The organism is Massilia sp. Root133 (assembly GCF_001426525.1).
Lineage (GTDB): Bacteria > Pseudomonadota > Gammaproteobacteria > Burkholderiales > Burkholderiaceae_D > Telluria > Telluria orientalis.
Genome location: NZ_LMEW01000010.1, coordinates 58,006 through 80,711 on the forward strand (window position 1 = coordinate 58,006; position 22,706 = coordinate 80,711).

21 protein-coding genes and 1 pseudogene are annotated in these 22,706 nt (G+C 66.5%); 14 read left to right on the forward strand and 8 right to left on the reverse strand.

All coding sequences use genetic code 11. The features are described 5' to 3' along the window. Positions 1-3 precede the first annotated feature (3 nt). The 5 genes from mnmC (at position 4) to ASD28_RS09945 (ending at position 7,041) form a co-directional block, all read left to right on the forward strand. On the forward strand, positions 4-1,665 hold the full coding sequence (gene mnmC, locus ASD28_RS09925; RefSeq protein ID WP_056126781.1) for an FAD-dependent 5-carboxymethylaminomethyl-2-thiouridine(34) oxidoreductase MnmC: 1,662 nt from the start codon (positions 4-6) through the stop codon (positions 1,663-1,665). Between the two features lie 70 nt (positions 1,666-1,735). Further along, positions 1,736-2,446, forward strand: coding sequence for a sensor histidine kinase KdpD (locus ASD28_RS09930; protein ID WP_056126782.1), 711 nt, complete (start codon positions 1,736-1,738; stop codon positions 2,444-2,446). After that, positions 2,443-4,110, forward strand: a complete 1,668-nt coding sequence (locus ASD28_RS09935) for a tetratricopeptide repeat-containing response regulator (RefSeq protein WP_056126783.1) — start codon at positions 2,443-2,445, stop codon at positions 4,108-4,110. Before ASD28_RS09930 ends, ASD28_RS09935 begins: the two co-directional genes overlap by 4 nt. A 114-nt stretch (positions 4,111-4,224) precedes the next feature. Next, on the forward strand, positions 4,225-4,842 hold the full coding sequence (locus tag ASD28_RS09940; protein WP_056126784.1) for a type II CAAX prenyl endopeptidase Rce1 family protein: 618 nt from the start codon (positions 4,225-4,227) through the stop codon (positions 4,840-4,842). Positions 4,843-4,938: 96 nt separating this feature from the next. After that, positions 4,939-7,041 carry a molybdopterin cofactor-binding domain-containing protein gene (locus tag ASD28_RS09945; protein ID WP_373994811.1) on the forward strand — a complete coding sequence of 701 codons (2,103 nt, stop codon included), beginning with the start codon at positions 4,939-4,941 and terminating at the stop codon, positions 7,039-7,041. Between the two features lie 15 nt (positions 7,042-7,056). Here the strand turns inward: ASD28_RS09945 and ASD28_RS09950 are convergent, their stop codons facing one another. Next, a complete protein-coding gene (locus ASD28_RS09950; protein WP_056126786.1) occupies positions 7,057-7,836 on the reverse strand; it encodes a PhaM family polyhydroxyalkanoate granule multifunctional regulatory protein in 780 nt (259 codons plus the stop codon). 111 nt (positions 7,837-7,947) lie between these two features. On the opposite strand from ASD28_RS09950, the gene ASD28_RS09955 reads away from it, so the two are divergent. Beyond that, a complete protein-coding gene (locus ASD28_RS09955; RefSeq protein WP_056126787.1) occupies positions 7,948-9,099 on the forward strand; it encodes a DUF3108 domain-containing protein in 1,152 nt (383 codons plus the stop codon). 2 nt (positions 9,100-9,101) lie between these two features. Beyond that, positions 9,102-9,860 carry a DUF3108 domain-containing protein gene (locus tag ASD28_RS09960; protein WP_056126788.1) on the forward strand — a complete coding sequence of 253 codons (759 nt, stop codon included), beginning with the start codon at positions 9,102-9,104 and terminating at the stop codon, positions 9,858-9,860. Here the strand turns inward: ASD28_RS09960 and ASD28_RS09965 are convergent. Beyond that, positions 9,850-10,488 (reverse strand): pyridoxamine 5'-phosphate oxidase family protein, encoded by a 639-nt coding sequence (locus tag ASD28_RS09965; RefSeq protein WP_056126789.1) that lies wholly within the window; start codon positions 10,486-10,488, stop codon positions 9,850-9,852. The genes ASD28_RS09960 and ASD28_RS09965 overlap by 11 nt on opposite strands. A gap of 90 nt (positions 10,489-10,578) precedes the next feature. On the opposite strand from ASD28_RS09965, the gene ASD28_RS09970 reads away from it, so the two are divergent. The 3 genes and pseudogenes from ASD28_RS09970 (at position 10,579) to ASD28_RS09975 (ending at position 12,495) form a co-directional block, all read left to right on the forward strand. Then, positions 10,579-12,030: a PLP-dependent aminotransferase family protein gene (locus tag ASD28_RS09970; RefSeq protein WP_056126790.1), complete on the forward strand. Its 1,452-nt coding sequence runs from the start codon at positions 10,579-10,581 to the stop codon at positions 12,028-12,030. 138 nt (positions 12,031-12,168) lie between these two features. Continuing rightward, a pseudogene (locus ASD28_RS30965) lies at positions 12,169-12,255 on the forward strand (type VI secretion system tube protein Hcp); the annotation flags it as partial. Positions 12,256-12,315: 60 nt separating this feature from the next. Next, on the forward strand, positions 12,316-12,495 hold the full coding sequence (locus tag ASD28_RS09975) for a hypothetical protein (protein WP_056126791.1): 180 nt from the start codon (positions 12,316-12,318) through the stop codon (positions 12,493-12,495). Positions 12,496-12,541: 46 nt separating this feature from the next. On the opposite strand, the gene ASD28_RS09980 is transcribed toward ASD28_RS09975, so the two are convergent. Beyond that, positions 12,542-12,985, reverse strand: a complete 444-nt coding sequence (locus tag ASD28_RS09980; RefSeq protein ID WP_156403947.1) for a hypothetical protein — start codon at positions 12,983-12,985, stop codon at positions 12,542-12,544. A 249-nt stretch (positions 12,986-13,234) separates the two neighbouring features. Between ASD28_RS09980 and ASD28_RS09985 the strand changes: the two genes are divergently transcribed. Genes ASD28_RS09985 through ASD28_RS09995 form a run of 3 tightly spaced genes read left to right on the forward strand, consistent with a single transcriptional unit; the run spans position 13,235 to position 18,167 of the window. Then, positions 13,235-14,635 carry a hypothetical protein gene (locus ASD28_RS09985; RefSeq protein ID WP_200949005.1) on the forward strand — a complete coding sequence of 467 codons (1,401 nt, stop codon included), beginning with the start codon at positions 13,235-13,237 and terminating at the stop codon, positions 14,633-14,635. After that, positions 14,628-15,329, forward strand: a complete 702-nt coding sequence (locus tag ASD28_RS09990) for a hypothetical protein (RefSeq protein WP_056126793.1) — start codon at positions 14,628-14,630, stop codon at positions 15,327-15,329. Before ASD28_RS09985 ends, ASD28_RS09990 begins: the two co-directional genes overlap by 8 nt. A gap of 9 nt (positions 15,330-15,338) precedes the next feature. After that, complete coding sequence (locus tag ASD28_RS09995; RefSeq protein ID WP_056126794.1) at positions 15,339-18,167, forward strand: ATP-binding protein; 2,829 nt, start codon at positions 15,339-15,341, stop codon at positions 18,165-18,167. Between the two features lie 115 nt (positions 18,168-18,282). On the opposite strand, the gene ASD28_RS10000 is transcribed toward ASD28_RS09995, so the two are convergent. The 4 genes from ASD28_RS10000 to ASD28_RS10015 form a co-directional block, all read right to left on the reverse strand. Further along, the gene (locus tag ASD28_RS10000) at positions 18,283-19,011 is read right to left on the reverse strand and encodes a hypothetical protein (RefSeq protein WP_156403948.1); all 729 of its coding nucleotides are present in this window, start codon (positions 19,009-19,011) and stop codon (positions 18,283-18,285) included. A gap of 351 nt (positions 19,012-19,362) precedes the next feature. Beyond that, on the reverse strand, positions 19,363-20,382 hold the full coding sequence (locus tag ASD28_RS10005; RefSeq protein WP_056126796.1) for a DUF535 family protein: 1,020 nt from the start codon (positions 20,380-20,382) through the stop codon (positions 19,363-19,365). A 112-nt stretch (positions 20,383-20,494) separates the two neighbouring features. Continuing rightward, positions 20,495-21,007: a hypothetical protein gene (locus ASD28_RS10010; RefSeq protein ID WP_056126797.1), complete on the reverse strand. Its 513-nt coding sequence runs from the start codon at positions 21,005-21,007 to the stop codon at positions 20,495-20,497. A 10-nt stretch (positions 21,008-21,017) separates the two neighbouring features. Next, complete coding sequence (locus ASD28_RS10015; RefSeq protein WP_056126798.1) at positions 21,018-21,521, reverse strand: hypothetical protein; 504 nt, start codon at positions 21,519-21,521, stop codon at positions 21,018-21,020. 104 nt (positions 21,522-21,625) lie between these two features. Here ASD28_RS10015 and ASD28_RS10020 point away from each other — a divergent pair, with 104 nt between their 5' ends. Continuing rightward, a complete protein-coding gene (locus tag ASD28_RS10020; protein ID WP_056126799.1) occupies positions 21,626-21,823 on the forward strand; it encodes a hypothetical protein in 198 nt (65 codons plus the stop codon). Here the strand turns inward: ASD28_RS10020 and ASD28_RS10025 are convergent. Further along, positions 21,820-22,701, reverse strand: coding sequence for a LysR family transcriptional regulator (locus ASD28_RS10025; protein WP_229412268.1), 882 nt, complete (start codon positions 22,699-22,701; stop codon positions 21,820-21,822). The genes ASD28_RS10020 and ASD28_RS10025 overlap by 4 nt on opposite strands. Positions 22,702-22,706 lie beyond the last annotated feature (5 nt).

Consider the following 22,706-nt stretch of genomic DNA (forward strand, 5'->3'; position numbering starts at 1 on the left):
GTCATGGACTATCGCGCCTGCTGGTGCACCCGGGCCCGCTATACCGTCTTCGATTCGCATTACGGCGACGGCGCCGCGGTTCGCGTCCTGACGGACGTCTGGCGCACCGATCCGCACCGTTCTCCCAATCTTCACATCATCGCCCTGTGCGACCACCTGATGCCGGGCTTCCACCGCATGCTGCAGGCGGAGCCGGGCGTCACGCTGGACCTGATCAGCGCACCGCTGACGGACGCGCTGGCCCAGCTGACGGCGCGCGTCGACATGTTCCGCCTGCACGACATCGAACACGCAGGCACGGACTTCGCGCGCCACGTCGCGCGCGTGGCCGCGCAGGACGCCTGCCTGCAGGCGCAAGGCCTCACGCAAGACCAGGCCGCCGCGTTGACGGCGCAAGGCTTTGTATTCGACGCGGACGGCCGCCATGCCCGTTTCGCCAGCCGCAAACCGCGTCCGCCCGCACCGCCGGCGCCCGAACGCCGCGCCATCGTGCTCGGTGCCGGCATCGCCGGTTCCGCGGCGGCCGAGCGCCTGTGCGCGCGCGGCTGGCAGGTGACGGTCGTCGACCGCCAGCCGCAGCCCGCGATGGAAGCGTCGGGCAACCGCGCCGGCATCTTCATGCCGCTGCTGTCGAAGGACGACAACGTACCCACGCGCCTGACGCGCGCCGCCTACCTGTACGCGCTGCGCCACTGGGAGCGCCTGGGCGGCATCGGCCGCGCGATCGAGGGCGACAAGTGCGGCGTGCTGCAGCTGGCGCGCGACGCCGGCCACGCGGACGTGCAGCGCGCCATCGCCGCCGATACGTCGCTGCCGCCCGATTTCGCCGAGTGGCTGGAACGCCCGGAGGCGGAAGCGCTGCTCGGCGGCCTGCCGGCGCCGGACGGCGGCTGGCTGTTCCGCGGCGCCGGCTGGGCGCGGCCCGGCAGCGTGTGCGCGGCGATGCTGGATGCGTGCGGCGGGCGCCTGGAGCGCAAATTCGGCGTGGGCGACGTGCGCATCGAACGCGACGGCGAGCAGTGGCACCTGACGAACGAGCACGGCATCGTGGTCGCACGGGCGCCGAACCTGATCCTCGCCAACGGCGCCGGCGCCGCGCAGGTGCCGCAGGCCGCGCCGCTGCCATTGACGATGCTGCGCGGGCAGGTGTCGCACGTGCCGGCCGACATGGTGCCGAAACTGCCCGTCGTGTTGTGCCGCGAGGCGTATCTGACGCCGCCGTCCGGGGGCGTGTGCAGCGCGGGCGCGACCTACGACGCCGATCCGAATCCCGCGCTGTCGCCCGCGAGCCACGCGGAAAACCTGGAACGCCTGCGCGGCCTGTTGTCGGATCCCCATGCGGCGGAGGATGCGCCGCTGGCGGGGCGCGTGGGCTTTCGCTGCGTGGCGCCGGACCGCCTGCCGCTCGTCGGCCGCCTGCCGGATTTCGACGCCGCCGGCACCACCGAGCGCCTGCGCGACGTGCCGCGCCATCCGGGGCTGTATGGACTGCTCGGCTATGCGTCGCGCGGCCTGATCTGGGCCGGTTTTGCGGCCGAGCTGTTGGCCGCCCAGATCGAAGGCGAGCCGCTGCCATTGGAGTCCAGCCTGGTCGACGCCCTCGATCCGGCCCGCTTCGTGTTGCGCGCACGCCGCGCCCCGCGGGGTCCGCAGCCAGAAAATTGATTTCTTTCGGGCAACCGAAAGTTTCAAAGGTATAATGTGTGCCAAGCAACATTTCACACATGATCCAGCCATGGACGACACCCCCGACGCGCCCGAGCTCTCGCTGTTTCTCGCCTCGACCGCGCATGACATGAAGAATTCGATCAGCGTCCTGTCCGGGACGCTGGAGCGGCTTCTTGTCGACGCATCTCCGCAGACGGAATCGGCGTACCCGCAGATGGCGCACATGCTGTACCAGACGAAGCGCCTGAACGACAACCTGATGCAGCTACTCGCGCTGTACAAGCAGGTGGGCACGCCCGCGTACCCGTTCGACGTGCAGCCGCTCGAGCTGGGTCAGCTGGTCGACCAGGTGGTGGCGCTGGAGCGCGTGCTGCTGAAGTCGCGCGGCCTGAAGCTGGAACTCGATTACGACGCGGACCTCGTCTGGCATTTCGACGAAGACCTGATCGTGGGCGTGCTGTCGCATGCGATCAACAACGCCATCCACTACACGTGCGACACGGTGCGGCTCGCGATTCGCGTCACCGACGACAACTGGCTCGAACTGCGCGTGGAAGACAACGGTCCCGGTTATCCGCCGGCGCTGCTGAAGGCCGGCGCGATCGCCACCCGTGAAACGGCGGGCGGCATGAACTTCCTGACCAACAGCGCGGGCCTGGGCCTGTATTTTTCCAGCGAAGTCGCGCGCATGCACCAGCACCGCGAGCGGCGCGGCCTGCTCCGCCTGGAAAACGGCGGCCGCTACGGCGGCGGCTGCTTCATCCTGAACCTGCCATGAACGCTTCCGCCAAGGCCGTCAACGAGATCGACTGGGCCGACAAGAACTACCTCGTCGTCGACGACTTCGTCGGCGTGCGCCAGCTGCTGCGCGAAGCCCTGCGCAGCCTGGGCGCGAAGAACATCGACCAGGCGTCGTCCGGCGGCGAGGCGATGGGCCTGCTGGCGCGCATCCGCTACGACGTCGTCCTGTGCGACTACAACCTGGGCGACGGCAAGAACGGCCAGCAGGTGCTGGAGGAAGCGCGCGTGCGCAACCTCGTCAATCCGAGCACCGTGTGGCTGATGGTGTCGGCCGAAAAGAGCGTGGAGTCCGTGATGGGCGCGGCCGAGCACCAGCCGGACGCCTACCTGATCAAGCCGATCACGGAAGGCGTGCTGCTCACGCGCCTGAACCGCGTGTGGCACAAGAAGCAGATCTTCCGCCTCATCGACCAGGCCTATGCCGAGAAGGACTACCTGCGCGCGGCGCGCCTGTGCGATGCCGCCATCGAAGGCCACAAGGCGCACGAGATCGACCTGCTGCGCATGAAGGCCAAGCTGATGGAAAAGAGCGGCGAACCGGTGAAGGCGCGCGAGGTGTACGAGCGCGTGCTGGAGCAGCGCGAATACCAGTGGGCGCGCGCCGGCATCGCCAAGATCCGCATGGCCAACGGCGAATTCGAACAGGCGCGGCAGGCGTTCCAGAGCGTGATCGCGGAGAACCGCTATTACATCGACGCGTACGACCAGCTCGCGCTGACTTATCAGAACCTGGGCAAGCTGGACGAGGCGTGCGCGATCCTCGAGCGGGCAGCGAAACTGTCGCCGAATTCCGTGCCGCGCCAGCGCAATCTCGGCAACGTGGCGCTCAAGGTGGGCAACGTGCAGATGGCCGAGCAGGCCTTCCGCAAGTGCATCCTGATCGGCGAATACTCCATCATGAAGACGCCCGACGCCTACCTCGGCCTCGCACGCGTGTGCGGCCAGAAGAACGATGCGAAGGAAGCGCTGCGGCTGCTGCTGCAGGTCCAGCGCGAGTTCGCCGCCGACCATCCGGACATCGCGCTGCGCTCCAAGATCACCGAAGGCCTCGTCTACCACGAGAGCGGCGACTACCGGCGCGCGCGCAAGGCCGGCGACGAGCTGGAAGCCCTGCTCAATGCGACCGAGGCCCGGCCCGACATCCCGACCTGCCTGGAACTGGCCACGCTGCTGTTCGCGGTGGGCGTGAAGGATGCGCCGGTGGAGCTGCTGTGCTACGTCATCCGCAACAACCACGACAACCCGCTGCTGCTCGACGAGGTGCAGAAAATCTTCGACAAGGCGCGCCTCGGCGACGAGGGCCTGGAGTTCATCCGCGTCTCCAAGAAGGAAGCGACGGACCTGATGAATCAGGGCGTGCTGCTGTGGAAGACGGGCAAGCTGAAGGATGCCGTCGAGTGGATGCGCCAGGCACGAAAAAAGGTGCCGAACAACCAGCGTATCCTGTTCAACGCGGCCCAGATCCTCGTCTCGCACATGCAGCAGCATGGCTACGACACCGCGTTATCGAGCGAGGCGTACGAGGTGCTGCACCACGTCGACCGCCTGCTGCCGGGGCAGCAGCGCTTCGCGCAGTTGATGGAGCAGTTGGCGCAGCTGCAGCCGGTGGCGGAGAGTGGCGTGGTCGACGAGGTGGTGTAGTTGTCGGGTGCGCGCTCCGTTACCAGCGAATGGACGCCGAAGATTCGTGCCGAATTGAGTCAGTTGGCACGTTTCTGTTGGCGTCCAACACGTCGGCACCCTGCCGACGTCGGCATGTCCGGCCTGATCTGGCGCCTGGCGGTCATATTGCTTGCATATCTGGTGTCGTTTGCGATCGTGCTTTCACCGATACTGCTTGGGCTGACCAAGCTGCTCGGCGTGACATCGACGCTGGATTGGTCGGGCGCCCGCATGGCGTTTGCGTCGGTGGTGGTCGCCCCGCTGCTCGAGGAACTGGTCTTTCGGGCTGGCCTGCGCAGTGCGACCGCGACACTCGCGGTGCAGCCTGTGCTGATACCCCTCTTCATCGGGAACTGGCAGGTCTCGCTCGTCCTGCTTGGCGTTGTTGCGGCTGTGATGTTCGTCGATCACGTTCGCCGGCGACACCTCGATGATGCGAGAAAATTTTCTCTACGCATGGCGCGAGGACGTGCCTTCCTGACTCGATATCGCCTGATCGTGTGGGGGAATGCGGTTGCGTTTGGCCTTGCTCACCTTGGCAATTTTACGATTGCGACCACCAATGGTTGGCTTGGGTGCCTGACAGTGTTCGTCGTCTCTTCGCAGATCATTACGGGAGTTGTCCTGAGTTACTTCCGCCTGCGTTATGGATTGTTCTCTGCAATGGGCTTCCACGCAATTTTCAATTCTAGTTGGTTGTTGTTTGACTGACGTGGCGTAATTCGCTACACGGTCTAGTGAAAATCATAATCCCGGCGGCACTGCCCGCCGTGTGAAAATTTGCCTTTGATTACAGCGGAGAGCGACGTGCGCATCGAACGGACCACCCACGCGGCGGTGACCCGCCGCGGCTTCCTCAAGTCCGCCGGCGGGCTCGTGCTCGGCTTTATGCTGCCTGTCCCCGGCCGCGCAGCCGCACCGGCACCGAACGCCTTCCTGCACATCGCGCCCGACGACACCGTCACCGTGATGGTCGACCGGCTCGAATTCGGCCAGGGCGTCCACACGGCGCTGCCGATGCTGGTCGCCGAGGAGCTCGACGCCGACTGGTCGCGCGTGCGCGCCGAACTGGCACCGGCGGGCGACGCCTACAAGGATCCGCTGTTCGGCATCCAGATGACCGGCAGTTCGATCTCGGTGGCGCATTCGTTCACGCATTACCGCGAGATCGGCGCGCGCGCCCGCGCGATGCTGGTCGCCGCCGCGGCCGAGCGGTGGCAGGTCGCGCCGGCGTCGTGCACCACGTCGGCGGGCACGGTCATCGGCCCCGGCGGCCGCAAGGCGCGCTACGGCGCGCTGGCCGATGCGGCCATGAAGCTGCCGGTGCCGGCGACCGTCCAACTGAAGGACGCGAACGATTTCCAGCGCATCGGTAAGCCGACCGGACGCCTGGATGCGCGCGCGAAATCGAGCGGCAAGCAGCAGTTCGGCATCGACTTTTCCCTGCCCGGCATGAAGGTGGCCGTGGTCGCGCGTCCGCCCGTGTTCGGCGCCCGGGTGCGCAGCCTCGATGCCGCCAGGGCCAGGGCCATCAAGGGCGTGGTGGACGTGGTCGAGGTGGCGGCCGGCAGCGGCGGGCGCGGCGTGGCCGTGATCGCGGACGGTTACTGGCAGGCGAAGCAGGGGCGCGATGCGCTCGTGATCGACTGGGACACCGGTGCGGTCGACAAGCTTGATTCGGGCCGCCAATTGCGCGATTACCGCGCGCTTGCCGCCACGCCGGCGCTGGCGGCTACGTCGATCTCGGCCGTCTACGAATTTCCTTACCTGGCACATGCGCCGATGGAACCGGTCAACTGCGTGGTCGACCTCCACGCAGATCGCTGCTCGGTGTGGGCGGGTGTGCAGTTCCAGACGTTCGACCAGACCGCCGTCGCCGCCGCCGCGGGGCTCAAGCTCACGCAGGTCTCGTTGCACACGATGATGTCGGGCGGCGGTTTCGGCCGCCGCGGCGTGACCACGTCGGACGACCTGGTCGAAGCGGTGAACGTCGCGAAGGCGTACGGACGCGGCCCCGTGAAAATCATCTGGAGCCGCGAGGACGACATCAAGGGCGGCTACTATCGCCCCGCGCACGTGCACAAGGTCGACATCGGGCTCGATGGGAACGGCGACGTCGTGGCGTGGAACCACGTCATCGTCGGCCAGGCGATCAGCACGGGCACGCCGTTCGAATCGGTGCTCATCAAGAACGGCGTGGATTCCACGACGACCGAGGGCATCGCCGAGGCGTATGCATTGCCGGTCAAGCTGACGGTGCATCATCCGAAGGCGAACGTGCCGGTGCTGTGGTGGCGCGGGTCGGCATCGAACCACACGGCGTTCGTCATGGAGACCCTGGTGGACGAAGTGGCGCACGCGGCCGGCGCCGATCCGGTCGCGTACCGGCGCAAGCTGCTGGGTGATAAACGCCCGCGCCACGTGGCGGCGCTCGACCTGGCCGTGCAGAAGTCCGGCTACGGCAAGAAGCAGTTGGCCGAGGGCCGTGCCTGGGGCGTGGCCGTGCACGGCATGTCCGGCAGTGTGGTGGCCTACGTGGTCGAGGCGTCGGTCGAGCAGGGCGTGCCGAAGCTGCACAAGGTCACGGCCGGGGTGCATTGCAACCTGGCCGTCAATCCGCTGTCGATCGAGGCGCAGGTGCAGGGCGCCGTGCTGGCAGCCCTCGGCACCACGTTGCCCGGCGCCGCCATCACGTTCAGGGACGGCGTCGTCGAGCAGGGGAATTTCAACGACTACACGGTGGCGCGCCTGCCCGACATGCCGCATGTGGACGTGTTCATCGTGCCGTCCACCGAGCCGCCCACCGGCATGGGCGAGCCGGGCTTGCCGCCGCTGGCGCCGGCCTTCGCCAACGCCATCTTCCAGCTCACGGGCAAGCGCTTGCGCAAGCTGCCGTTCGAGCTCGGCTGACGGCCGGGCAGGACGTCAGGTCTTGTCGGTCTTCGACCGGCTGGTCCGCGCCTTGCCGTTGCCGCCATTGCCGCCGTTCGGCGCAGGCGGCTGCACCTTCGGCGCGTCCTTGGGCGCTTCCGCTTTCGGCGCCCGGCCTGCCTCCTTCGCGGGCGCTGCCGGCGCTGCGGCGCTCGGCGTCATCGCGTTGGCGACCGCCTGCGTAAATTGTTCCTGCAACATGTTCCACCATGCGACGGCAGCCGGCATCGCCGCCGCCGCCGGGTTGCCCGGTGCGTCCGTCGCGCCGGCGGCCTGAGGCGCGGCCGTGCCCGGCTGAGCCGTGCCGCCGCTGCCCGCCGCGGCGGCATCCGGCGCCCTGGGAGCATCCGTCTTCGCGGCCGGCGTTGCCGGCTTGGCAGCGGCGCCCGACTGGCCCTGCGCACCGAAGAAGGGCGGGAACGGCATCGACGCCATTTTTTCCGCGCTGACGCCGGACTGGCGCATCGCTTCGGCCATCGAGGCGCCCATCGTCTTCAGCGTCATCAGCGTGCCGCGCTGCACTTCGAGGGCCTGGATGGTCCCGCGCAGCATGGACAGGTTCAGGTTCAGCCAGGACTCGACCGCCTTGAGGTCGGCGATGCGCTTGTCCAGGTCCTCGGTCGACATCGGCGGTGCGGCGATGCCAGCCATCCCCGACATGCCGGGTATGCCGGGCATACCGGTGCCGGGGATCTGCATGGATCCCCACAGGTTCTTGACGAATTCCAGCGTGTCCGTCACGCCAGGCATGGCGGGTGCGGAGGGTTTCAGCATGGTGGTCTCCCTGGTTGGTGGCCGCTAGCGTAACAGATAAATAAGAGCCGACATAGACATCGTTGGAAGCGCAGGCGGGCAGTGCGCGGGCGGACCGGCTACACTAGGCGGATGAGCCCTGCATACGCCACGACCCGACGCCGCCGGCAACTCGTGCTGGGCGCGCTCACGGTCCTGTTGCATGTGCTCGTGTTCGTCTGGTTCGCGCGCCAGATGGGCCACGTGCCCGACCCGTCCGCCCGCACGGGCTCCGCGTCCCTGACGGCCGAGCTGGTCGAGGCGCCGCAGCCGCGCCCACTGCCGCCCGTGCCGCCACCGCAGCCGGCGCTGGAGCAGCCGCCGTTGCCCGAGATCGATCCGGAGCCCGTGGTGCCCGCGGCGCCACCGCCCGGTCGGCCCGATGCGGCGTTGACGCCGGAATCGGACGGTCTCGCCGCTGCCGACGCCGCGGGACAGCAAACGGGGCAGGGTGGCGCCGCCGCCGGCGCGGACCCCGTACAATCCCCGGCACAGGACGCGGCACCCCAGGCGCCGGTCCGGCAGGAAGCGGCACCGAAGCCCCAGCCGGCCGCGCCGGAAGCGCGCCGTTACAAGGTCGACGTGCCGCCTTCGGCCGACATCACGCTCGACGTCGCGCGCACGGATGCGAACGGCACGAAGTGGAGCGGCGACGCGCAGCTGTCGTGGCGGGTGACGCCGTCCAGCTACCGCGTGAAGATCGAGGCCGGCATCCGCGTCGTGTTCGCGCACGTGAACCTGCTCACCCTCACGAGCGAGGGCACGGTTGGAGACGAAGGATTCGTCCCCACCTTGATGACGGAGAAGCGGCGCGGACGCGCCATGACGGCGACACATTTCAATCGCCAGGAGGGCACGCTGACGTTTTCGGCATCCGGCGCGAAGTATCCGCTCGTGCCGGGCGCGCAGGATAAAGCCAGCGTGCCGCTGCAGTTGGCGGCCATCGCGCGCGGTGATTCGAAACAATTGTCGGGAAATATAGACATCCTTGTCGGCGAAGACCGCGACGCAAGCGTTTTCACCTTTACGGTGGCCGGACAGGAACAGCTCGACACGCCGCTGGGGCGCATCGCCACATGGCATTTCGTGCGTCCACCGAAACCCGGCTCGTACAATTCGCGCCTGGAACTCTGGCTGGCGCCGGCCTATGGCTGGTATCCGGTACAGATCCGCAATGTCGAGGCGAGTGGGGCGGTGACGACCCAGACCGCGAGCAAAATCGTGATTCAACAAGCAGGAAGCTGATAATGAAAAATGTTTTGAAGATGGCAGGCGCAGGGGCAGTATTGATGACCGTGCTGGGCGGCCCTGCGGTCGCGGCGGAAGAACATCCCGCCATCAAGCGCCCGTTTGACCTGCCGCCGTCGGCCGACCTGACCTATTCCATCGGCGCGCGCCAGCGCGGCTTCAACCTGAGCGGCGATGCGACGCTCACCTGGCGCGTCAACGACAGCAAATACGCCATCAGCGCCGAGTCGCGCGTGGCGCTGTTGGGCAAGCTGACGGAAAACCGCAGCACGGGCATCGTCGACAACTGGGGCCTCGCACCGACGGAGTACTTCGACAAGCGCTTCCGCAAGGACCCGACGACGGCCACCTTCGACCGCGACGGCAAGACCATCACGTTCAGCGACGGCGACAAGACGTATCCGATCAAGGGCGGCGAGCAGGACCGCGTGTCCGTCTCGTGGCAGCTGGTGGCGGTCGCGCGCGCCGCGAAGGACAAATTCAAGCCGGGGTCGGAATGGCAGTTCTTCGTCATCGGCCCGCGCGACGCGGACCCGTGGACGTTCCGCGTCGTGGGCCGCGAGAAGGTGCAGGCCGGCGCGTCGCTGGGCGAAGTGGATGCCGTGCACGTGATGCGCGCGCCGCCGCCGGGTTCCAGAGACCAGTCGCTCGACATCTGGCTGGCGCCCGGCCACGAGTGGTATCCGGTCAAGCTGCGCTTCACCGACAACGATCGCGACTACGTCGAGCAGACGCTCGAACGCATCGTCAAGAAGTAGCCCAGTCCTTCACATAGGCCGGCGCCGGCTGGGCGCAGTACGCGTCCGGGACAGGCGTCCCGCGCGCCGCGCCGAGCGGCAGCACGCCGGCCCACGCGGCGATGTGCATGTCTTCCGCGTCGTCGTCGGGCGGGCCGGTGCGCACCTTGCACGCGGCCTCGGCGAGCGCGATGCGCATCACGGTCGTCGCCGCGAATTCCTTGTCGTTCCCCGGGCGGATCTCCGCCTGCCGGCCCGGCGCGAGGTGCTCCATGAAGTCGACCAGGGTCTGGCGCTTGGCGTCTTCCGCGACGATCTCGAAGCGGCCGTAGACCATCGCGCTGCGGTAGTTCATCGAATGATTGAACGCGGAGCGTGCCAGCACGAGGCCGTCCACGTGCGTGATCGTCACGCAGCAATCCTGCTCCGTCAGGCGCTGCAGCATGCGGCTGCCGTTCGACCCGTGGATGTACAGGTAGTCGCCGCTGCGCCAGCAGGCGGTGGGGATGCAATGCGTGCCGTGTGCGTCGGCGAAGGCGACGTGGCAAACATACGCGGCGTCGACGATGGCATGCAGCAGGGCGGGATCGTAGGACGCCTTGGATGCGCCGCGCTTGACCTGGGTGCGGGAGGAAGGAGCAGTGTTCATTGGCCTCGATAATGTGGGTGGAAGCCGCACTATAATGGCCGGGATGGCTCCAGCAACAGATCCAGGGCCGTGCAATTTCATGGAGCCACGATGGATTATTCCCTGCTGCTGGACGCCTTCGGCCGCGACCACGCCCGACATGCCTGGCCGCGCCAGCGCCTGCTGCACGAATGCCTGCGCGCCGCGATCCGCGACGGCACCCTGGCGGCCGGCACGCGCTTGCTCGCCACGCGAGCGCTCGCGCAGGAACTGGGCATCGCCCGCAACACGGTGCTGTACGCGTACGAGCAGCTGGCGTGCGAAGGCTTCGTCATCCCGGACCGGCGCGGCACCGTGGTCGCCGGCATCGCCCCCGCGCCGCGCCGGCGCAGCGCCGACGTGCCGCAGGCGGGCCTCGCGCGCCGCGCGCAGAACCTGCGCACCGTGAACGGCACCGCCAGTGTCGCGCTGCCGTTCACGCCCGGCGTGCCCGATTTGCGCGCCTTCCCGCTGGCGCAGTGGCGCCGCCTGCTGGACCGCGCCTGGCGCGGCCTGTCCTTTGATCAGCTGAACTACGGCGACCCGGCCGGCGAGTCCGCGCTGCGCACCGCGATCGCGGACTACCTGCGCGCGTCGCGCGGCGTCGTGTGCGAGCCGGGCCAGGTCTTCATCACGGACGGCACGCAGGCGAGCCTCGACCTGTGCGCCCACGCCTGTGCGGACGCAGGCGACATCGCCTGGATCGAGAATCCCGGCTACGGCGGCGCACTGGCCGCGTTCCGGGGTGCCGGTCTCGTCGTCGAGGGCATCGCCGTGGATGGGGAGGGCATGGCGCCGTCTCTTCACGACTGGAGCGTGCGCCGCCCGAAGCTGATCTACACGACGCCGTCGCACCAGTACCCCATCGGCGTGGTGACGTCGGCGGCGCGGCGCCTGGCGCTGATCGATGGCGCGCGTGCGGCCGGCGCGCTGATCGTCGAGGACGACTACGACAGCGAGTTCCGCCACGAAGGCCCGCCGCTGGCGGCGATGCAGGGTCTCGTGCCGGATGCGCCCGTGCTGTACTGCGGCACGTTCAGCAAGACGATGTTTCCGGCGCTGCGCATCGGGTTCGTCGTCGTGCCGGCCGGGCTGGCGCCGCAACTGGCCGTCATGCGCGCGCAGTCGGCAGCAGCGGGGCGGACGGCGGAGCAGCTGGCGCTGGCGGAATTTTTACGCAGCGGCGAGTTCGCGCTGCATTTGCGGCGGATGCGGCGGCTGTATCGGCAGCGGCGGGATGCGCTGGTCGAGGCGCTCGGGCGGCACGTGGGCAGTCACGCTGTCGTCGAAGGGGCTTCGGCCGGGATGCATCTGGCGCTGCGCCTGCCCGCCGATGGCATTGCGGACGTGGAGATCGTGCGGCGCGCGCGGGCGCAGGGAATCGTCGTGAATGCGTTGTCGGCGCATGCGGTGCCCGGTGGGGCGCCGGTCAACGGGCTGCTGCTCGGGTATGCGCAGGTGCCGGTGGAGCGGATGGATGCGCTGGTCGAGCGGCTGGCGGGCGTGATGCTGGACCGGCCTTAAGTCTCCATCCGACCCAAATCAGCCCTTCAATGAGCCTGTCAGACTTTTTGTGTGGCTGGATGTACTGACACTAACCAACGTTGTTGGTAAGAAGACGAGCAAGAATGCATCACTTGTTCAATCAACAACGGAGGCATCATGGCAGTGGACGCTTATCTTCAGATCGATGGTATCAAGGGCGAATCCCAAGACTCAGCCCACAAAGACTGGATTGCACCGAAGGCCGGGCATTTATGACCCAAGCGTCTCGGGCCGGAAATACGATAAGCTCTACGAGAATTTCAAATGAAAGACTCGCTGTTATTGCTCACTACAGGTGCCGGGGTCTCCCTGGTCGCCTGGGCGTTCTGGCACTACCTCGGGAATGATGCGCTCAGCACGTTAAACACCGTCGTTCTTGTTGGTGTCGTGGCAGATAACTTTCGACTTCGCCCTCAGTTGCGGGAAAGGGGGACGAAGGTTTGAGGATTCAGCCCGGATGCTGGTTCCGGGCTCGTTTTATAGAGAAAGCTTAGTCCTGCGGCCCCGGATCATCCGGATTGTCGTTTTCCCAATGCAGCACGATCTCCTTGGGCGCGCTGCCCACCTTGACGGTCCGTTTGAACGTCTTGCCCTCCGCCGCCGCGCTGATCCGATACGTGCCCGCCGGCAGTCTGGCAAAGAACATCGGCCCCGTATTCGCCGCGGTCACCAGGTTGGCGCCCTTGGCATCCGCGATATCGAGCTGGACGTCGGAGCGGTAGGCACCGCTCTGCTTGGTGGCGAAGGTCAGCAGCAGGTTGTAGTCGGTGCGCTGGGCCTTCATCGCGGCCTGCTCTTCATCGCCGACGCCGCCGTTGACGTAGGTGATGCCGTTCTGCTGCTTCGGGGTGAGGGGCGCCGCCAGGACGGCGGCCGGGGTCAGGCAGGCGGCCAGGAAGGTGGACACAACTACGGCCGCAAGTGTGCGTTGCATGGCATTCCTCCTCATGAAGATGATGTAAATATCACAACGTTCATTATCGCGCTGTCGGGATCAGAGGGGCGCGCGCCTGATGTTGTCATGTTCGCAAGTCAAGCGGCGCTTCGATTCCGTTGCATATTCACCAGTTGTGAACCGTACGCGGGCGTTCCGTATTAGTTGCCAAGCCTTAACTGTTATACTGACGCCCCCGTGCCCGTGGTCCAGAAGGCCGCGCGCGACAGCAGACTGGTAAGCCTTACGATGATCGACAACCTGGCAGCAACCGCCGCCGACTCCCAAATCCCAGCGCTCGATGAATCGGCAGCCGCCGCTGTCGATCCGCTGCAGACGCACTTCCAGGACGGAGTGGCGCCGGACGAGATCGAGCAGGTATATCACCTCAAGCGTGCGCAGCCCATGCTGCAGGCGTTCACCGCGCTGTTCCACGGCTCGCAGGACGGCGTCATCGTGCGCCTGCTCGTGCTGCGCGAGCTCGCGTCCGACGCGATGGACTCCGCCTTCTCGCGCGCCGACATCAACACGAAGTTCGCCTACCTGATCCCGGAAAGCCTGGAAACGGTGCTGGGCCGCCTGCGCACGCACGGCCTGCTCGCGTGGGACAACCCGGCCGCCGTCTACCGCATCACGCCGCTCGCGCGCAATGTGCTGGCCGCGCTCGACACCTTGCTCGCCCTCGGCAAGCCGGAAGAGGACGAGGCCGAGATGGGCTTCCTGCTGTCGCAGGTGGCGGGTGCGCAGGCCGTCGGTGGCATCACTGTCGACCAGTTGAAGCATTTGCTGGGCCGTCTCGTCGAACTGCACGAGGAATTCCGCGATGCGATCGCGTCCGGCTCCGAATTCCGCCTGCGCGCGTCGCAGGCGAAGTGGCACATGGCGTGCGACTGGGTCGAGAAGGGCTCCGTGATCCTGCGCGCCATCACGTCCGACGAGCGCGCCGACTCCGCCACGCACCGCGCCGCGCAGGCGATCGGCCGCGCCCAGTCGCAGCTCCTGAACATGCAGGGGATGTTCTCGCGCGCGCTGAACCAGATTGAGCGCCAGCGCGTGCACCTGGGCCAATCGGGCCTGTCGACGACCGACATCAAGCGCTGGCTGCTCGCGCACGACGACCTCGCGAGCCTGGCCGAGGACGCGATCGACCGCCCGGTCGTCCCGCTGTTCGCGACGCCGGCCGAGATGATCGACGTGGCCGAGACGGAACTCATGATGGAACGCGTCGCGCCCATGGCGCCGGGCGGCCTGCCGAACGGCGAGGACGCGGCCATGACGATCAACGACAACCCGGCGATGCAGGCGGAACTGGACGACTGGATCCGCCGCCTCGCCGATTTCGCCAACCTGGACAACTTCCCCATCATGGCGGAGGGGGCACCGAAGAGCGTGCCGATCCAGGAATCGCTGCTGCCGGCCAGCTTTGCCGTCGCATCGTACCGCGCCTCGCTGCTGCCGCTGCTGGGCGATCCGGCCGAGGCCAACCTGCAGGGCCCGACCGCCGAACTGGCGCGCCTGCCGGTGCGCTTCGATTCGGCCGACGAAATGATCGCGCTGGACGACCCGCATATCGCGGCCATCTCGCGCGCGACCCTCTCACTGAATCTCGATCTACCGAGCACCCCGGAAAGCAAGACGCAAGATGAATGACGACGCCCAAATCCTGATCGCGCGACTGCTCACGCACCAGACCCTGCGCCGCGACGACAAGATGGTCAAGCGCGCGCTGTCCGACGACCAGTTCCGCGCGGAGATCGACAAGCGCCTGCTCGAATGCGGCCTGAAGCTCCTCGACAACGTGTACGCCGACCACGTCACGCTGGCCCTGCACCGCAACGTCGAACCGAAGATCTTCGGCGCCAAGGACATCTGGCAGAACAATAACTTCGGCCTCACGCGCGACGGCGTGGCCCTGCTCGTGGTGCTGTGGGCGCAGATCATCCTGCCCAAGCGCCAGCGCCAGGAAACGCACCAGTCCATCGACGTCGACCAGTCCGACATGTTCGACAAGGACAACCCGATCCCGCGCGCGGAAGACACGTCGATCGGCATCTCGTACACGACGCTGCTCGCCGACTTCGGCGACAAGCTGGGCAAGAAGACCCGCATGGACATGAACCTGGGCCTGTTGTCGAAGCTCGGCTTCATCGAGCGCCGCGGCGACGTGATCCTGGAAGGTCCGCTGCTCGACCTCCTGATGGATACCGACGTGCTGAAGGAACGCATCATCAATGGCGCGCTGGCCGACGTGTTCAAGCGCGCGCCGGTGGCGGCCGCACCGCGCCGTCACGTCAGCGAAGCCGCGAACGACGAACCGGTCGACACCGAAACGCCACAAGCTTAAGAGACCCGCATGTTCCACATTAAATCCCTCGAGCTGGTCCACTGGGACTACTGGCAGCGCATCAAGAACATCCCGCTCGACGCCAAGATCATCACCATCGCCGGCCAGAACGGCTCCGGCAAGACGACGCTGCTCGATGCCCTGCGCACGCTGTTCGGCCTCGATTGCTCGATGGGCCGGACCTATAAACACTACGCGCGCCATTCGGGCCAGCAGAGTGCCTGGCTGCGCGCCGTCGTCGACAACAAGCCGTCCGGCCGCCAGCTGTCGAACCGCCCGTTCCGGCATAGCGGCTTCTTCAGCGACGACGAAGTCACGCTGTTCTGCCAGGTGCAGAAGAACGGCGGCGACTGGAAGCGCCAGTACCTCATGCGGCCGGGGAACATCCAGATCGAGGAAGTGACGGAAGCCACCGACTGGCTCGGCGTCGAGAACTACCGCAAGCGCCTCGCGTCGGCCGGCCTGTCGCCCGCGATGTCGAAGGTGCTCGCGCTGGAGCAGGGCGAGACCGATAAACTGTGCGAATACGCGCCGCGCCAGCTGCTGGACCTCGTGTTCCAGGTGTTCGGCGACAAGGAAGTGCTGGACGCGTACGACGAGGCGAAGCGCCACCAGCGCGACACCGAATCGGAGCTGAAGCGCTTCGAGGCCGAGCTGGAGACGTCGCGCATCAACCTCGAAGGCCTGCGCCTGCGCGTGGCGAACTACCACCAGTGGGAAGACCTGCAAAAGGAGCGCCGCGCCCTCGTCGAGGAAGTGCTGCCGAGCCTGGAATACCACGAGGCGCGCGAAAAGGCCGCGAACGTCAGCCGCGCGCTGCGCGAGGCGAAGAAGCCGCTGATGCAGGCCGACAGCCTGCTGACGGAGAAGCGCAACGCGCTCGCCGCGCAGCAGCGCGCGCTGACCGAAGCGCAGCAGCAGGAGGTGAAGCTCGAACAGGAAGCGAACGAGTTGGCCACCCGCCTGACGCAGGTGAACGCGAAATTGAAGCCGCTGGAAAGCCTGCTCGAACAGAAGGAACGCTTGAACAAGCTGGCGGCCGACGCCGGTGCCGACATCGCGGAAGTGGCGACGCAGCTGGAAGCGAAGGAAGCGGAACTCGCGAAGAAGAAGGCCGAACGCGAAGCGCTGGCCACGAAGATCGCGGGCGAGATGGCGACGATCAGCGCGCTGCAGGGCAAGACGACGATGCCGGAACCGGAAGCCCAGCGCCAGATGCGCCGCGCGCTGCGCGATGCGGGCATCCCGCACGCCATGCTGTCGGACATCGTCGAAGTGACGGATCCGAAGTGGCAGGGCGCCGTCGAGGGCGTGCTCGGTGGCTACGCATCCGTCGTGCTGCTGGAGCGTGCCAAGGATGCGCCGGCCGCCTATAAACTCGCGGAGAAGGAGCGCTATCGCCACTTCATCGTGCCGGACTGCGTCGACGCGCCGGTCGTCAAGGACGATACGCTGCTGTCCGTCGTGCGTTTCTCGTCGAAGGCGCCGTCCTGGCTGATCGACCAGCTGGAACGCATCGAGCGCGTGGATTCCGTCGACGACGGTTTCAAGAGCGACGCGGACGAGTGGATCACGCCGGAAGCCTACCACCGCGAACGCCGCGGCGGCCGCTCGCTGTTCGTCGAGCCGTCGCGCTACCGCTTCGGTGCGGCCGGCAAGACGCAGCGCCTGGAAGCCATCCAGAAATCCCTGCCGTCCCTGGAAGCGCAGGAAGACACGTTGACGCTCGCGATCAGCAAGCTGGCGGCGGAAGTGTCCGCGCTGCGAGTGCGCATCGCCGGCGTGGACGCCGCGAAGGAACTGTCGGCGCGCCAGGCCGAATTCGAGGAAGCCACGCGCGCGCTGGAACCGCTGAAGGCCGAGCGCCTGCAGGTCGGTGCGCGCCTGGGCGAGCTGCAGGTCCTGATCAAGAACGCGACCGTCACGCGCACGCGCGCCGACACCGTCTGGCAGAACGCCCGCATGGCGCTGTCGGAAGCGGAAGCGGGCATGCGCCTGAACAACCGCCGCGTGATCGAGCAGCGCAGCGAGCATGCGCGCGAGCTGCTGACGTTGCGCCGGTCGTGGCGCCACGTGCCGAAGTCGTGGCGCAGCGCGCAGCAGCGTGCCGCGCTCGTCGCGACGCACCAGAACGCGCACCAGGTCAAGCTGCGCATGAATTCCCTCGACGCGTCGCTCGCGCGCGCTGACTGGGAACAGGACCCGACCGTCATCGACCAGTACGCACGCCTGAACGACCAGCTGTCCGGCCGCCAGGTGGAGACGGAGGAACGCCGCTACCAGAACAACCGCGCGATCGAGGCGACGGACAATGCGCGCGGCGCTTACATCGAACGCCTGCGCTACACGATCAAGACCTATTCGAAGAACATCCGCGAACTGGGCGAGCTGGCGAACATCGACGTGTCGGTCGATCCGGTCCGGCTGGAGAACGACGACGTGCAACTGGCGCAAGCCGGCCTGCACGTGCGCTTCAAGTTCGACGGCAAGGGCCAGATCGGCATGAACGACGGCGAGGCGTCGGGCGGCCAGCAGGTCATGAAATCGCTCGTGCTGCTGATCGGCCTGCTGAAATCGGAAGAGGGTTCCGGCGGCTTCGTGTTCATCGACGAACCGTTCGCCCACCTGGACATCCGCAACATCCAGCTGGTCGGCGAGTTCCTGAAAAACACCGACGCGCAATACCTGATGACGACGCCGCTCACGCACAACACGGATGTCTACGATCCGTCCGACCTCACGCTCATCACGAGCAAGAAGAAGAAGGACACGCAGTGGGCGCAGCCGATCTTCGTGCTGCAGAGGCGGCGCGAGGGCGAAGAGGCGCAGGCGGCCTGAGCGCATTGTCATGATGGCTGCAGCGGCCGGCGTTCCTGGGGACGCCGGCCGTTTTTTCTAAGCCCCCGGCATCTGACTTGCGTCATCCAATGGTGAATCGCTGCATTTATTCAGGTCAGCGCGTTTTTTCTCCCGTAATCCAGAGGATTTTGTCAAAGACCCGATCACTAAACCAATCGTTCTTGGAATCCACCAGCGCCGATTTGCGGCTCGCCTCGGGAACCGTGGACCAGTGGACAACCTGAGGTAGATCTTTGATGGCGCCCTTGATCTGAGCCCGCAGCCTTTTGTATTCCGTATCCCACTCGGTGGCGAATAGCTTGTAGTCGCCGTCCACTTTCCTGGCTTTGCCCTCGTCTCGAAGCTTGATTAATGCGTTCAGCGCTACGACCGCGCGCTTGTCATAAATTCGGATATTTGTGTGGCCCCTAAACCAGAGAAACTTGGTCGCGGCGGAAAGCAGGACGGGTTGTGATTTTGTGGCGTCATCCGCCAGCGGGAAAATTCCCCCTAACTTTTGGGCCAGTAGATTAATCTCTTCGGAAGGCGATGCTTCATCATTGAGCTCCACTTTGCAAACAGAGTCCGCGACCTTTCTCCATAATCGCTCCACCTGTTTGGGGCCATGCTTTCGCGCCTCTTTGGTGGAAAAGTTGCGTATGACATTATATTTCGTCGCCAACTCACGGAACGCGATGGCTAGATCCTTTGGTCCCACGTCACTTCTCAGGATCGTGGCAAGGGGCTTGTCGGTTCTCTCCCATTGGTTGAGGTAAGCAAGGGAGGCTGGGCGGGGCAAGTTTCTATGCATACTCATCCGTTTAAAGTTGTCTGGTGTCAACATTATGCTCTAATGTTTTGATGGCTGGGCGGTACGTTGCTGCGACGTCGCGGCCCTTGTTTTGCTACCGGGACCGTAGCGTCATTGCGCTGCAGATTCAACCATCGGAGCCATCCATCGCGCCGTCGCGTTGCGACCGCCGCCAAGAAGTTCGCGTCTGGCATGCTCCGTGCCATTCCGAAAATTGGTGTGCTCCGCTTCCAGCGTGTCTACACGGAGAATATGGGCGAGTGAAGTGTTATTGAGACCTTGCGGTTCGGTCGCCATTTCCATACTCATCAGCGCCGTCGCACTCGTTAGTAGGTAGACGATGTCGATATCGAAAAGGCAGTGGCAGCGCTCACGCGAATGTCCTCAGGTCGAAGACGGAGAGCGCGAACCTGCACCGTTGTCCGACTGCACAAGGACGCGAAACAGCTCTTCGGCTGTGTGGGCTCGCGGCCCCGTGTGAACAATGTGCGAACGCAAAGATAGGCAGGCCCCTTCCGCAATGATTCGCCAGTATTCACGCCGCCGCGCCGCGCGCTTGCGGTGCCTGGAGGGTATCGCCGCCAGCGGCTTGGCCTCGAACGGCAGGGCGATGCACCACGCGCGGCCCGGCATATCGGTGCCGCCGAGGCTGCGCCAGAAGCCGTCGTAGGCGGTCGCGAAATGCCTGGCATCGGACGGCAACCAGGCGCAGTGCCAGGCCGACTTGACGGCCACCACGTGGTCCATGCCCAGCGCTTGCGCGATGCCCTGCAGGGCGGCGCAGCAGAAAAAGCCGGGCGTCGTGACCAGCGGGGAGTCTGGTGGGAAGGCGCGCCGGAACGCATCGACGGCGTCGGCCTCGTCGGCACGGTGCCCCTGGTTGCGGGCGATGAACGGCAGGATGCCGGCCGCGCCGAGCCCGGCCAGGCCGGCGAAGTGCTCGTCGACCCAGCTGAACGACAGGCGGTGGACACGTCTGCCGTTCGCCAGCAAGGTCAGGGTGAGATCGCCTTCCGCGTTCAGGCGCTGCGCCATGCCGAGGCGGATCTCGACCTTGCTGCCGTCCGCCTCGTGCTGCCACAGTACGAGGCCGCCGTCGCGGTAGACGGCGTGCTTGTAGGCGGCGTCGAACGTGGCCTCCTCGAAGCGGTAATGCGTCAGCACGCAACGCACGCGCTGGCGCAGCGACAATCCCCTGGCGAGATAGTTGCGGTGACTCAGGTGGTGGAAGACGTCGTCGTGCACCTGCGTCACGTAGTTGCGGTAGACGTCCATCGCCAGCAATTCCACGTGGGCACGGCGGAACAGCAGCACACGCAGGCTGCGCATGATGCAGGCTGCCCAGGACGCGAACGGGTAATGGCGCCGGGCCAGCCAGTGGCGGGTGAGGAGGGCGAAGACCATGTGTGCTCCAGGCAAACGACTGGAGCCATGACACGGTCGTCAATACATTAAGTGGCCCCTGCGGCCATTCTCCGCAGGGCTATGCATGACGCATTGGGCTGCATCAAGCGAATCAAGTGCCGCCGATTTCCTTGCGCATGCGCTGGCGCCAGCGCATCAGTGCCGCGGAGAACGTGGCGAAATAGGCGGCCGTCAAGCCCAGGCACAGCATCGTGATGGGGCTGTCCGTGAAGCGCGGATTCGGGCGGTTGCTGCCCTGGTTCATGTAGATCTCGATGCCGAGGTAGACCACGCGCGCCACCAGCACCATGGCGACGAGGATGCCCATGCGCGACGGCGGCGTGAAGAAATAGCCTTCGGGCGTGTCTTCGAAGCGGGTGCGGCGCAGGCCGTAGCTGCCCAGCGCGATGCCGCCGATGGCGCCGGCGGCCAGCGCGGCCAGCTGGAACGGGCGGTCGCCGAGTTCCGATGCCGGGATGAGGATCATGACGACGAAGACGAACAGGCCCGTGTAGTGGCGCGACAGGATCGAGCGCTGCCGGGTCATCTGGTGTTTCAGGCGCGAATGGATGCGCCAGATCAGCAGGGGAACGAGGGCGATGAGGGCGAGGGTGGTAAGACTCATGCGTTAAAGCTCAAGGTGAGACGGGGGCGGTGCGCTTGCGCCAGGACAGCAGGCCGAACGCGTAGCTCATGTAATAGCCGGCCAGCACGCCGAAGATGACGAGGGTCAGCGGGCTCGACACGAACTCGTGGTGGGCAAGCGAGCCCAGCGCGAAAAACTCGTACGCGCGCCAGACCATGCGGGCCATGAACAGCAGGGCCACCGCGAGGCCGATCGGCGCGTGCGGGGTGAAAAAGAAATCGTCGCCGACCTGTTCGAAGCGCGTCCTGCCGATCGCGATGCGGCCCAGCACGGCGCCGACCGGCAGCCCGGCCGCGAGGCCCGCGAGGGCGAACGGGTTCGTCTTGATGCTGACGGCGGTCAGGATCAGCAGCAGGATCGGGAAGAACACGAGCGTCGTGCGGTGACGCCACGTCTTCGAACGCTGGCGGGTCGTCAGGCGCTTGATGCGGCTGACCATGCGCCACAGCACGAAGGGCGCGAGCACGGCGGCAACGACGGGAGTCGGCAACATGGGATTCCTCGGAATTTTCTGTCGAATCCGCCATTGTAATCCAGGCGCGCGTCGGCAAACCGCTGCCCATGGTAATGTTTTGGCATCGTTAGCAGGAGCCAGACATGATTCCAGACCTGAGCGCGCCGCGTCGTACCGTCCCGCACCACGGGCAGCACGCGCACCGGGCGCCCGATCCCGCACCCATAGAGGAACCGCCGCCCGACCCGTTCGAGCCCGCCGACCCGCACCAGCCGCCCATCCGCACGCCGCAGAACGACGAGCCGCCGGTCGACCCCAACCCGAGCGTGACCCTGCACTAGGCCAGCAGCGCCGCGTGTTCCTGCAGCAGGTCGGCCAGCAGGTCCGCCATCAACGTCACGCGCGGCGAGCGGCGCACGTCCGGATGTACCGCCAGCCACAGCGGTCGGCTCAGCACGTGGCCGTGGTCGGGGTGCAAGAGCAGCAGCGGGTCGTCGCGGCCGAGGAAATGCGGCAGCACGGCGACGCCGAGGCCGGCGCGGCATGCGGCCACCATCGCGGCCGCATCGTTGGTCCAGAACGAGTACGCGCGTCCGGCCGCGAATTTCGCGAGCCAGGCCTGCTGCGGCGTATCCTTCATCGCTTCGCCGTACCCAATGAACTCCCATTCCTCGTGCGGACGCTCGAACCAGCCGGGCGCCGCATACAGCCCATAGCCCATCTGCGCCAGCGGCCGCGCGGCCAGTCCCGGCTGCTCCGGACGCGCCATGCGCAGCGCGAGGTCGGCCTCTCTCCGGTACAGGTCGGCCTGGCGGATCTCGCCGATGATTTCCAGCGTGAGCGCGGGCCAGCGCGCGCGCAACGCACCCAGGTGCGGCACGAGGAAGCTGCTCGCGAACGTGGGCGGCGCGGACAGCCGCACGACGCCGCGCAGGGCGGACGCACCCGCGCCGGCGCGCGCGAACGCCATCGCCTCGTCTTCCACCCGGCGCGCCTGCGCCAATAATTCCTCGCCTTCCACGGTCAGCGCCCAGTGCTTCGGCAACCGGTCGAACAGGCGCACTCCCAGGCGCGCCTCGAGCATGCCGATGCGGCGCGCGACGGTCGAATGCTCGACGTCCAGCACGCGCGCGGTCGCGCTCAGCTTGCCCTGGCGGGCCAGTTCCACGAAATAGCGGATGTCGTCCCAGTCGAGGGGCTGACTTATCGATTTTTGCACGGTCA